Here is an 11,556-nt window from a genome sequence, read left to right on the forward strand (position 1 = left end):
GCCCAGGCCGACCTGCGCACCCAGGCCGATCCCTTCGCCTCGTCGCGGGACTTCCGCGGTCGTTATGGCGAGGCCGTTCTGCAGCGGGACTTCGACGGCGATCCGGCCCGGCTGACCGAGATGGACGCCCTGATCGCCTATCTCCAGATGCTCGGCACGCTGGTCGACTTCTCCACCTACGAAGCCGAGGAGAGCCTGCGATGAGCGCGCTCACCTACGAGACGGTCGCCCAGTTCGCCCAGCAGGGCGGGACCCTCTACTTCGCCGCCATCTTCGCTGCGGGCGTCGTCTACGCCCTCTGGCCGCGCAACGGCGAGACCTTCCGCCGCGCCGCCCACCTGCCCCTCGAAAAGGATGAGGACAACAATGTCCAAGCGTGAGGCCGACGAGGTCACCGGCGTCGAGACCACCGGCCACGAATGGGACGGCATCAAGGAGCTCGACAATCCCCTGCCCCGCTGGTGGCTCTATGTCTTCTGGGCCAGCGTCGTGGTGGCGATCGTCTATTGGGTGCTGCTGCCGGCCTGGCCGGGGATCAACGGCTACACCAAGGGCGTGATGGGCCAGTCCGACCGCGCCAATGTCGCCCAGGAGCTTCAGGCCCTGCGGGACCTGCGCGGTGAAGGCGCCGCTCGCCTGACCAACGCCAGCCTGGAGGAGATCGAGTCCGATCCCGCCCTGCAGGAATACGCCATGGCCGTGGGCCAGTCGGTGTTCGGCGACAACTGCGCCACCTGCCATGGGGCCGGCGGCGGCGGGGCCAAGGGCTATCCCAACCTGGTGGACGACATCTGGCTCTGGGGCGGGAGCCTCCCTGACATCCACCACACCCTGCAGGCGGGCGTGCGGTCCGGCGCCGAGAACGCGCGCTTTTCGCAGATGCCCGCCTTTGGCCGCGACCAGATGCTGACCGGGCCGCAGATCAACGACCTGACCGAACTGGTGGTCAGCCTGTCGGGCCGCGAGGCTGACAAGGCCGCCGTGGAGCGCGCCGCGCCCATCTATGCCACCCAGTGCGTCTCCTGCCACGGGGCTAGGGGCACGGGCGACCAGACCCAGGGCGCGCCCAACCTGACCGACGGCGAATGGCTCTACGGCCCCTCGCGCGAGGAGATCCGCACCCAGATCTGGTCGGGCCGCAACGGCGTCATGCCGTCCTGGGCCGGTCGGTTCGACGACGAGACCCTGAAGGCCTTGGCCGTCTACGTCCACGCCAACGCTGGCGGTCAGTGAGTACGCCATGACCGTCGTCATCGACCGCACCAAGCCCCCCGAGGCGAAGGGCCCCCACGACAAGGCTTCCGGACCGCCGCGCTCGGCGGCGGCCCGGGCGCGGGAGAAGGGCGACGCCCATGGCGGTCTCTACAAGCGGCGTACGCCCATCTATCCCAAGCTGGTGCACGGGGCGTGGCGGCGGCTGAAGTGGGCGCTGCTGATCATGACGCTCACCGTCTACTACGTGACCCCCTGGATCCGCTGGGACAGGCCGGGCGATCTGCCGGACCAGGCGGTGCTGGTGGATTTCGCTGGGCGCCGGTTCTACTTCTTCTTCATCCAGCTCTGGCCGCAGGAGGTCTATTTCATCACCGGCCTGCTGGTGATCGCAGCCCTTGGCCTGTTCCTGGCCAGCGCCCTGTTTGGGCGGCTGTGGTGCGGCTATGCCTGCCCGCAGACCGTCTGGACCGACCTCTATATCTACGTCGAGCGGCTGTTCGAGGGCGACCGCAACGCCCGCATGAAGCTGGACGCCGCCCCCTGGTCCTTCGACAAGGTCTGGCGCAAGGGCGGCAAGCACGCCGTCTGGCTGGGGATCGCCTTTGGCACCGGCGGCGCCTGGATCTTCTACTTCCACGATGCGCCGACCCTGATCCGCACCTTCTGGATCGGGCAGGCGCCGATGACCGCCTATGTCTCCTGCGCGATCATGACCTTCATGACCTATGTGCTGGCCGGCTCCATGCGCGAGCAGGTCTGCACCTATATGTGCCCCTGGCCGCGGATCCAGGGCGCCATGCTCGACGAGCACTCCCTGCAGGTCACCTATCGCTTCGACCGCGGCGAACCCCGCGGCCCGCACAAGAAGAGCGCGAGCTGGGAAGGCCGCGGCGACTGCATCGACTGCAACGCCTGCGTCGTCGCCTGCCCCATGGGGATCGACATCCGCGACGGGCCCCAGCTGGAATGCATCAACTGCGGCCTGTGCATCGACGCCTGCGATGAAATCATGCTCAAGGTTGAGCGCCCCAAGGGCCTGATCGCCTATGACACCGACGCTGCGGTCGCCGCCCGGGCCAAGGGGGAGAAGTCCGTCTATCGCCTGATCCGTCCACGCACCCTCTATTACGCCGCGGCCCTGGTCCTGGTTTCGGGTTTGATGATTTGGGGCCTGATGGGGCGCAGCCCCATGGACGTCCATGTGCTGCGCGACCGCAACCCGACCTTCGTGCGGATGCAGGATGGCGACATCCGCAACGGCTACACGCTCAAGATCGCCAACCGCACCTTCCAGCCCATGAGCGCCCGTATCGCCTTCGAGGGCGTGGAAGGCGCCAGCCTCAAGACCCCTGGCGCCGACGCTACCCCAGGCGCCCTGACCGTCACCGTGGAGCCTAACCAGATCCGCGCCGTGCGGGTCCTGGTCACGGCGCCGCCAAACGCCCTGCCCCACGCCAATATGCCGGCCGCCTTCGTGGTGCGGGCGGGTGATACGGACCAGAGCGTCGAGACGACCTTCCTCTCCGGAGCGGCGAACATCCGATGAGCGACCTCCCCTCCCCCGACGGCTTCCGCATCCGAGGCTGGCACGTGCTGGCCGCCATGTGCGCCTTCTTCGGTGTGATCATCGCGGTCAATGCGGTCTTCATGACCGCGGCCCTGCGCACCTTTCCCGGTGAAGTGTCCATCACGCCCTATGAGGACGGCCTGGCCTTCAACCGCCAGCTGGCCCAGCAGGCCAGGCAGGCCGAACTGGGCTGGCGGGCGGCGGCCCGGGCCGAGGCCGCCTCGGTGGTGGTCGAGATCGCCGACGCCCAGGGACGGCCCGTCGAAGGCCTGTCGGTCCAGGGGCGGCTGCAGCGTCCAGCCACCGAGGCCGGCGCGCTGGACCTGATCCTCACCGAAGCTGCGCCCGGTCGCTACGAGGCGCCGCTGGCCGCCATCCTCGGCGCCTGGGACCTGACGATTCAGGCCAAGGCCGCCCAGGGCCTCGACTTCCAGGCCGAGCGGAGACTGACATGGCGCTGACCTTGAACCCGGCCAACGTCCCGGATCTGTCGGCCTTTCTGAAGAAGACCGAAGGCGGCCCTGCCCGCCTCGACCTGCTGGTCAAGGGCGCCCGCTGCGCGGCCTGCATGTCGAAGATCGAGAAAACCGTTGGCGACCTGCCCGACGTGGCCGCCGCCCGCCTCAACCTGACCGAGGGCCGCCTGACCATCCGCTTCGCCTCCAGCCAGGGGGATGCGGGGCGGGTGATCGCCACGCTGGAAGGCCTGGGCTATCCCGCCACCCCCTATGATCCGGCCCAGGCGGTGGAGGCCCAAGACAAGGAGAGCCGCCGGCTGATCCTGGCCATGGCGGTGGCCGGCTTCGGCGCCGGCAACGCCATGATGTTCTCGGTGCCGGTCTGGGCGGGCCTGTTTGGCCAGGAGCTGGGGCCGGCGACCCGCACCATGATGCTGTGGCTCTCGGCCATCGTCGCCACCCCCTGCGCCATCTATGCCGGCCTGCCCTTCTTCGAATCCGCCTGGCGGTCCCTGAAGGCCGGGCGGGCCAATATGGACGTGCCGATCTCCATCGGCGTGATCCTGACGCTGTTCATCAGCTTCGTCGAAACGATCCTGCATGGACGCGACGCCTATTTCGACGCGGCGGTCTCTCTGCTCTTCCTGCTGCTGATCGGCCGCTGGCTGGACCACCGCCTGCGCGCCCGGGCCAGAAGCGCCGCCGCCGACCTGCTGGCCCTGCAGGCCCCGGCCGCCTCGGTGCTGGGGGCCGACGGGGTGGAGCGGATCAAGCCCCTGAGCGAGGTGGCGGTGGGCGAGCGGGTGCTGGTGCGGCCGGGCGAGCGCATCCCCGTGGACGGCTTCGTCGAGGACGGGGTTTCCGAGCTCGACAACGCCCTGCTGACCGGTGAGACGGCGCCTCTGCCCGTGCGTCCCGGCGACACCTGCCGGGCCGGGGCGGTCAACCTGTCGGGTCCGTTGCGGCTGCTGGCCCTGGCGCGGTCCGAGGACTCCGCCGTCGCCGCCATCGCCCGCCTGGTGGAGGCCGGGGCCCAGACCAAGTCGCTCTATGTCCGCCTGGCCGACCGGGCGGCGGCCATCTATGTGCCGGTGATCCATAGCCTTGCGGCCCTGACCTTCCTGGGCGGCCTGGCCCTGGGCCTTGGTCCGCGGGAGGCCCTGCTGCGGGCCGCAGCCCTGCTGATCATCACCTGCCCCTGCGCGCTGGGCCTCGCCGTGCCGGCCGTCCAGATCACCGCCTCCTCGCGGCTGTTCCGCAAAGGCGTGCTGGTCAAGTCCGGCGCGGCCCTGGAGCGGCTGGCCGAGGTCGATCACGTGGTGTTCGACAAGACCGGCGTGCTGACCGAAGGCCGGCCTCGCCTGATCAACGCGCCCGCCGCCGCCATCGCCATGGCCGCCCCCCTAGCGCGCGCCTCGGCCCACCCGCTGGCCCGCGCCCTGGCGGCCGAAGCTGGCCCCGGCGTCCGCGCCGTCGATGTCGTCGAGACCGCAGGCCAGGGTGTCGAGGGCGTGATCGAAGGTCGCCGCGCCCGTCTGGGCCGGGCCTGCTTCGTCGGTGTAGAGGGCCGCGCGGAATCTGAGACCGAGCTCTGGTTCGCCTTCGACGGGGACACCAAGCTTCGCTTCGCCTTCTCTGACCAGCTTCGCCCCGACGCCGCCGAAACCATCGCCGCCTTGCGCCGCCAGGGCCTGACGGTTGAGATCCTGTCTGGCGACCTTTCCGGCCCCGTAGCGCGGGCTGCGGCCACCCTGGGGATCGGCGACTGGCGGGCTGGCCTGACGCCCGAGCAGAAGGCCGCCGCCATTGACGACCTCACCGCCCAGGGCCGCAAGGTGCTGATGGTCGGCGATGGGCTGAACGACACGGCCGCCCTGGCGCGGGCCCATGCGGCCATGGCGCCCGGCACGGCCCTGGACGCCAGCCAGAACGCCGCCGATCTCGTCTTCTCCGGCGCGGGTCTCGGCGCGGTTCCGGACGCCATCCACGTGGCGAGAGCCGCGCGCCGCCGCGCCCTGGAGAACTTCAGCTTCTCGGCCCTCTACAATGTCGCGGCCGCGCCCATGGCCATGCTGGGCCTGGTCAATCCCTTGGTGGCGGCCCTGGCCATGTCGGGCTCGTCGCTGATCGTCACGCTCAACGCCCTGCGCATGCATGGCGAGGGGCGCCGCTGATGAACATCATCCTGATCCTTGCGCCGATCTCGGTGCTGATCGGCCTGTCCGGGCTCGCCGCCTTCTGGTGGACCCTGCGCAACGGTCAGTACGAGGACCCCGCCGGCGACGCCGCCCGTATCCTCATTGAGGACTCCGACGATCTGATCATCTGACCCTGGACCCGGCCGCGTGACGTCGCCATGGTCGCGGTCTTGGATAACGAGGTTCGAACATGCGCCAGACCCTGATCGTCGTCGCCAGCCTTCTCGTCCTGGCCGGATGCTCGGCCGGCTCGGAAGAACCCTTCGTCGGCTTCGGCGCAGACCCGAACATCCCGTCGCCAGAGAAGGATCTGCTGCCGCGCATCAACCCGGCCAAGGCGGTGGGCTGGCCGGCAGGGGCGGCGCCGACGGCGCCTGAGGGCTTCGTCGTCACCCGGTTCGCCGGCGATCTCTCTCACCCCCGCTGGCTGCTGGTTCTGCCCAATGGCGATGTGCTGGTTTCGGAAGCCAGCTCCGAACCCAAGGATCCGGAGGGGCTGATGGATCGCATCGCCCAGCGGATCCAGGCCTATGCCGGCGCGCTGAAGCTCAGCCCCAACCGGATCATGCTGCTGCGCGACGCCGACGGCGATGGCTTGGCCGAAATGCGCGAGGTCTTTGCGTCCGGCCTCAACCGGCCCCAGGGCATGGCCCTGGTGGGAGACACCCTCTACATCGCCAATACCGACGCCCTGGTCGCCACCCCCTATCGCGACGGCCAGCTGCGGATGGAGGGCATCCCACGCAAGGTCGTGGATCTGCCCGCCGGCCCCATCAACCACCATTGGGTCAAGAACGTCGTCGCCGCCCCTGATGGCCAGCGGCTGTTCGTGACCTCCGGCTCCAACTCCAACATCGCCGAGAACAGCATGGCGGCCGAGGAGAACCGGGCGGCGATCTTGGCCGTCGATCCCACAGCCGGTACGGTGAAACTCTATGCGTCGGGTCTGCGCAATCCCAATGGCATGGCCTATGAGCCGGGCACGGGCGCGCTCTGGACCGCGGTCAATGAACGCGACATGCTGGGCGACGATCTGGTCCCCGACTACATGACCCGGGTGCGGGAGGGCGGCTTCTACGGCTGGCCCTATTCCTATTTCGGCGATCACGTAGATGAGCGGGTCGAGCCCCAGCGCCCGGACCTGGTGGACCGCGCCATCACGCCCGACTACGCCCTTGGCCCCCACACCGCGTCCCTGGGCCTGACCTTCTATACCGGCGAGGCCTTCCCCGAAGCCTATCGGGGCGGGGTGTTCGTCGGCCAGCACGGCTCATGGAACCGCAAGCCGCTGAGCGGCTATCGCGTGGTGTTCGTGCCCTTCGCCGGCGGCATGCCCCAAGGCGAGCCCCAGGCCTTCCTGACCGGCTTCCTCAATGGGCGCGGCCAGGCCATGGGGCGGCCAGTGGATGTGGCCGTCGATGGTCGCGGCGCCCTGCTGGTCACCGACGACGCCGGCGGCGCGGTCTGGCGGGTCGCGCCGGCCGCCGTATCGCCTCAGGCGGCGGCGCCGGCCCCCGCGCGGTGACCGGCCGGATCTGGCGCGCGCTCTGGATACAGCGACGCACCAGATCTTTCAGCGGATCGGGGCTAGCCCTGCGACTGGGGCCTATTGGAATCGGTATGTGAGCCCCAGCCCCCACATTCGGGGCGCCCCGGCGATGAAGGTCGGCAGACCCAGGGAGTCTCCGGTGTTGCCGGCGTCGATGATGTAGCTCTCGTCGGTCACATTGTTGACGAAGGCTTCCAGGGTGAGGGGCATCGAGTCCGGCGTCCAGGAGGCCCGGATATTCAGGGTCCCGTAGGCGTCCTGACGCTCGTCCTGCAGATTGTCGGCCACGAAGACCGACGGGGGCTGCTGGAAGGCCGGCAGGTCATTGTTGTCGTCGAAGAAGATTTCCGACTGCCAAACATAGGTCGGCCGCAGGCTGAACAGGCCGCCCATCAGGTCGACCTCCCATTTGGCGCCGAGGCTGGCCATGTGGTCGGGCGAGAGGCGGAAGCTGTTGCCGTCATAGGCGCCGCCGTCGAACCGGGCGTGGCTGTAGGCATAGGTCCCATAGAGGGTCAGGCCCGGCGCGGCGGAGACCTCGGCCTGGCCTTCGAAACCATAGGCCTTGGCCTTGCCAGCGTTGGTGGTGACGAACAGGGTGCCCTGCTGCTCCACGGTCTGGAAGTTGTCGTAGTCGTAGTAATAGACCGAGCCGTCGAGGCGAACTCGGCCGCCCAGCTCGGCCTTGGCGCCGACCTCGTAGGAGTCGACCGTCTCGGCCTCGACCTGGGCGAAGCGGCTGGCCCCTTCCGGAGCGGCGGGACCGGCGGCCGACAGCACCTCGGGACGACGGCCCCGGGCGTAGGAGGCGTAGAGGTTGGCGTCGTCGCTGAGGGCGTAGCGGCCCACCAGGCGCCAGGTGAAGCCATCGCTCTCAAGATCCTGTTCGGTCAGGCCGCCATTGCCGGCGGTGGGCTGGAACGTCAGGCCGAAAAGCGGCAGCTGGCTGGACGGGATCTGCTGGACGATCGGCAGGGCGAGCGCACCGAGGATGGCCTGGGCTTGGCCGATGGCCTGGGGCGTGCCGGCTGCGGCGAGCTGGGCCGCGCCGATGGCGCCGCCGAGCACGCTGCGTCCGCCGACCACGCGGGAGGAGAAGCCGGTGGTCTTGTCGTCGCGGGTGTAGCGCAGGCCGGCCGACAGCTCGAGCCGGTCGGTGACATCAAAGGTCACGTCGCCGAACAGGTCATAGGAGGTCAGCTCGCTGGTGTTGGTCGCCTCCTCCACGTGGTTGGAGCGGAGGTTGGCGGCTATGGCGGCGGCCTGGGCCGACGACAGCAGCACATTGCCGCCACTCAGCTGTCCCACCAGCCCCTGGATCAGGGGGCCGGTGAAGGCGGTGGCCCCAAACAGGGCGGCCGGGGCCGGCGTGGTGGACGGCAGGCCCGTACCCGCCAAGCCGCCGTTGAGCTGCCCGGTCAGGACGGCCAGACCCATGCGCTCGTCAAATTGCAGTGGCAGGCGCTGGCGGCCGTCGTCGCGGAACACGCCGGCGCCCACAAAGCCGCGGACCCGACCGCCCTGGTCGAAGTTGATGCGGACTTCCTGGCTGAACTGCTCGCCGATGGCGTCATTCAGGCCCGTCAGGATCGGCAGGGAGAGGCCGTCGGGATCATAGACCTCCTCGGACTCGAAGCGGCGGGCCGCCGTGGTCGAAGTCAGGGTGACCGCGTCGCTGAGTTCGATGGTCGCCAGGCCGGTCACGCCCCAGACCGTGCGGTCGACGCCCAGGGACATGCCGCCCTGGAAGTTGGCCGGCGCCGCCAGGGCTGCGGCGTCCCACGGATCGCGGGAGGCCAGGACCTGGCCCGTCGTCGGATCGGTCGGGGAAAAGCCGCCGGACTTGAAGGCCGTGCCGGCGGCCTTGTCTTCCTGGTAGTTGACGATGAAGTCGAAGTTCACCCGATCGGACGGATTCAGGTTGAAGGCCAGGCGCCCGGCCACGGTGTCCACCGACTGGAAGTCTTCGCCGCCCAGGGCGTTCTCCACATAGCCGTCCCGCTGGCGAATACGACCCGAGACGCGGATCGCCGCGGCGTCGGTCATGGGGATGTTCACCGCGCCTTCGGCCATGGGGTGGCCGTAGTCGCCGGCCTGCCCCGTCAGATAGCCCTCGAATACGCCGGGCTGGGCCTTGCGCTGGATGATGTTGACGCCGCCGATCAGGGCGCTGCGGCCGAACAGGGTCGACTGCGGCCCCTTGGCCACCTCGACCCGCTCCAGGTCGAACAGCTCCACATAGGAGCCCTGCGCCTTGGAGATCGACACCCCGTCCTGGAACACCGAGACGCGGGCCTCGGCCGAGGCGTCGGTGGAGTCCGAGGTGATGCCGCGCATCACGAAGCCGGGATTGTTGGGCGACTGGTCCTGGACCTCGAAGCCCGGCGTATAGGCCGACAGGTCGGCGAAATCCTGGACGCCCAGCTCGTTCAGACGGTCAGCCCCGAACGCCGTCAGGGCCAGCGGCACGTCCAGCGACTGCTGCTCGCGCTTCTGGGCGGTGACGACGATCTCCTCGAGGAGGGTGGCGTTCTGGGCCTGGGCGGCGCTGGCCGCGCCCAGGGCGAACAGGCTCGCAGCGGCCAGCAGCCGCGCGGTGGAATTGGTCATGTCGATCCCATGTGATCCTGAAGAACACGAGAGTCGCGATGGGAGGATCGCGCTCACTTCAGCGCCCTGCCTGGGTTCGGCGACAAATCCATGAAGGTTGGCCAGCCCGTGCGCCGCCCACCGCACAAGACAGCGAATTGTGGCCAAGACGCCGCAATCTGGAGCGTGGGGCGCCGCTTGGCCCGGCGCGCTCCAGACCGCCGTTAGCCGAAGGTCTTTCGCAGGCGAACAAAGACAGCGCGGCCATATTCGAGGTCGCGCACATCAGTATAGGCCAGGCGGCCGTGGGACCTGGGGCCGATATAGACCTCGCGGATGCGCTGCACGTTCCGCGCGCCGAGGTTCTGCACCTCCACCCTAAGGATGATGTCCCGGCGCGGCTTGTACTCGGCGAACGCCACCACCCAGATCCCGGCCTTTCGGGTCTCGATCTCGCTCAGGCGGTAATAGCTCTCGCGATAGCCCCCGGTGGCGTCGATCCCCCAGTTGGCCTGCAGCCCCGGCAGGTCGTGGGTGAAGTGGGCCTCCCACTCCACCGGGCGCAGGCCGGAAATCTCGCGGCTCCCGCCCAGCACCGGATCATCCACCTCCGAGCGCCGCCAGGTCCCCTGCCCCTTCAACTGCCCGCCGCGCAGGCCCAGGCGGTCCAGCGGCAGGGTGAGATTGAGGACCGCCTCGTCCTTGGTCCCATCCCCCAGATTGCCCGGAGCGTCGGCCACCGCCACGCCGCCGGCAAACAACGGCGCCCGGTCGATCACGTCGGTCAGGGCGGCGCGGCGCACGGTCGCCACCAGGACGGCCCCGCCATCAAAGCGCTGCTCGAAGGTCGCCTCGCCCACCCAGGCCTGCTGCGGGCTGAGGTCGGGATTACCGGCCAGGACCGCGCCGGTGCTGACCGCCGAGGACGCGGCGACGAAATCGTCGAAGTTCAGCTGGCCCACCTCGCGCTCCAGGCGGAGCCGCACCTGCCGGCCGCCGCCCGGCGACCAGGCCGCCGCCAGCCGCGGCTTGGTGAAGTTCAGGGACTTCTCCAGCACCACGTCGCCTTCTGAGGAGATGGAGGAGGTCTCCTGGCGCAGGCCCGCCTCGACGCTCAGCCGCGGGTTGGCCCGCCAGGTGAGGGTTGCGAAGGCCTCGCCGCGGGTTTCCTCCACCTCGACATCGGCGGCCGGCAGCGGCACGACATTGCCGTTGAGGGTGAAGGCGGTCTGGCTCTCCAGCCGGTTCAGCGCGCCCTCCGCCCCCGCCTCGACGGTCAAGGCCGGGCTGATCGTATGGCGGAGGGTGAGGCGCCCGACAGTCTCGGTGACGGCCTTGTCCAGGTCGAAGTCCCGGCGCAGCCCCGGGGCCTCGAAGTCGGCCAGGGTCTCGACATCGTTCCACTGCTGGAAGGCGATGGCCTCCAGGGAGGTCTGCGCCCCGACCGGCCGGGCGAACCGCGCGCCCAGCTCGCGCTGCAGGCGCACATTGGTATAATACTCGTATTCCCGGCCCGCCGGGCTGATCCGGTCGGTGATCTCGCCGCTCGCAGGCGTGCGCATATAGGCGCCGTTGAGCCGTAGGCGTCCGCCCGCCAGGGGCGTCTCGAAGGCGCCGGTGGTCCAGGCGCGCAACCCTCCGGCGTCGGCGTCCACCAGCGAGGCGATCAGCACCTCGCCGCCAGGGCCGAAGCGGGTGCGTGGTCCGTCCCCCAAAGCGTCGTCCGGTCCCTTGCCATAGACCAGGGAGGCTTCGAACCGGCGCCCTCGCCACTCGGCCTGGCTCTCGGCCCGCAGGCTGGTCAGCACCCGGCCGTCATTGATGAAGTGGGCCGAGGTCATCACCGCGCCACGGACCCCGTCGGTGCGGTTGCGCACCACATTGGCGATGACCGAGCGGCCCTGCATGTCGATCCCCGGCGCGCCGCCGCGGATCAGCTCGATGCGCGCGACAGCCGCGGCGGGAATGCGCTTGAGCAGC

General features: G+C 69.5%; 9 protein-coding genes and 1 pseudogene. 8 read left to right on the forward strand and 2 right to left on the reverse strand.

All coding sequences use genetic code 11. The features are described 5' to 3' along the window. The 8 genes and pseudogenes from V7702_RS14825 to V7702_RS14860 all read left to right on the forward strand — a co-directional run. Nucleotides 1–204: pseudogene (locus V7702_RS14825) on the forward strand (cytochrome-c oxidase, cbb3-type subunit II); the annotation flags it as partial. Next, nucleotides 201–380, forward strand: coding sequence for a cbb3-type cytochrome c oxidase subunit 3 (locus V7702_RS14830; protein WP_335650864.1), 180 nt, complete (start codon nt 201–203; stop codon nt 378–380). The pseudogene V7702_RS14825 and the gene V7702_RS14830, both read left to right, overlap by 4 nt. After that, nucleotides 367–1,233 carry a cytochrome-c oxidase, cbb3-type subunit III gene (gene ccoP / locus V7702_RS14835; protein WP_335650865.1) on the forward strand — a complete coding sequence of 289 codons (867 nt, stop codon included), beginning with the start codon at nt 367–369 and terminating at the stop codon, nt 1,231–1,233. Before V7702_RS14830 ends, ccoP begins: the two co-directional genes overlap by 14 nt. A gap of 7 nt (nt 1,234–1,240) precedes the next feature. Beyond that, on the forward strand, nt 1,241–2,761 hold the full coding sequence (ccoG, locus tag V7702_RS14840) for a cytochrome c oxidase accessory protein CcoG (RefSeq protein ID WP_335650866.1): 1,521 nt from the start codon (nt 1,241–1,243) through the stop codon (nt 2,759–2,761). Further along, complete coding sequence (locus V7702_RS14845; protein WP_335650867.1) at nt 2,758–3,243, forward strand: FixH family protein; 486 nt, start codon at nt 2,758–2,760, stop codon at nt 3,241–3,243. Before ccoG ends, V7702_RS14845 begins: the two co-directional genes overlap by 4 nt. Beyond that, nucleotides 3,234–5,414, forward strand: coding sequence for a heavy metal translocating P-type ATPase (locus V7702_RS14850; RefSeq protein WP_335650868.1), 2,181 nt, complete (start codon nt 3,234–3,236; stop codon nt 5,412–5,414). The genes V7702_RS14845 and V7702_RS14850 overlap by 10 nt, the downstream gene beginning before the upstream one ends. After that, the gene (gene ccoS / locus V7702_RS14855; RefSeq protein WP_335650869.1) at nt 5,414–5,569 is read left to right on the forward strand and encodes a cbb3-type cytochrome oxidase assembly protein CcoS; all 156 of its coding nucleotides are present in this window, start codon (nt 5,414–5,416) and stop codon (nt 5,567–5,569) included. Before V7702_RS14850 ends, ccoS begins: the two co-directional genes overlap by 1 nt. Before the next feature lie 59 nt (nt 5,570–5,628). After that, the gene (locus V7702_RS14860; RefSeq protein ID WP_335650870.1) at nt 5,629–6,963 is read left to right on the forward strand and encodes a PQQ-dependent sugar dehydrogenase; all 1,335 of its coding nucleotides are present in this window, start codon (nt 5,629–5,631) and stop codon (nt 6,961–6,963) included. A gap of 81 nt (nt 6,964–7,044) precedes the next feature. Here the strand turns inward: V7702_RS14860 and V7702_RS14865 are convergent, their stop codons facing one another. Next, on the reverse strand, nt 7,045–9,597 hold the full coding sequence (locus V7702_RS14865) for a TonB-dependent receptor (RefSeq protein WP_335650871.1): 2,553 nt from the start codon (nt 9,595–9,597) through the stop codon (nt 7,045–7,047). A gap of 203 nt (nt 9,598–9,800) precedes the next feature. After that, nucleotides 9,801–11,556, reverse strand: a 1,756-nt coding sequence (locus tag V7702_RS14870; protein WP_335650872.1) for a TonB-dependent receptor plug domain-containing protein, incomplete at its 5' end; no start/stop codon positions are given.

Source organism: Phenylobacterium sp. (assembly GCF_036963605.1).
Taxonomy (GTDB): domain Bacteria; phylum Pseudomonadota; class Alphaproteobacteria; order Caulobacterales; family Caulobacteraceae; genus Phenylobacterium.

Bases quoted from the DNA above. Each gene is read 5' to 3' on its own strand.
- V7702_RS14830 (WP_335650864.1), top strand. From the start codon at position 201: ATGAGCGCGCTCACCTACGAGACGGTCGCCCAGTTCGCCCAGCAGGGC.
- ccoP (WP_335650865.1), top strand. From the start codon at position 367: ATGTCCAAGCGTGAGGCCGACGAGGTCACCGGCGTCGAGACCACCGGC.
- ccoG (WP_335650866.1), top strand. From the start codon at position 1,241: ATGACCGTCGTCATCGACCGCACCAAGCCCCCCGAGGCGAAGGGCCCC.
- V7702_RS14845 (WP_335650867.1), top strand. From the start codon at position 2,758: ATGAGCGACCTCCCCTCCCCCGACGGCTTCCGCATCCGAGGCTGGCAC.
- V7702_RS14850 (WP_335650868.1), top strand. From the start codon at position 3,234: ATGGCGCTGACCTTGAACCCGGCCAACGTCCCGGATCTGTCGGCCTTT.
- ccoS (WP_335650869.1), top strand. From the start codon at position 5,414: ATGAACATCATCCTGATCCTTGCGCCGATCTCGGTGCTGATCGGCCTG.
- V7702_RS14860 (WP_335650870.1), top strand. From the start codon at position 5,629: ATGCGCCAGACCCTGATCGTCGTCGCCAGCCTTCTCGTCCTGGCCGGA.
- V7702_RS14865 (WP_335650871.1), bottom strand. From the start codon at position 9,597: ATGACCAATTCCACCGCGCGGCTGCTGGCCGCTGCGAGCCTGTTCGCC.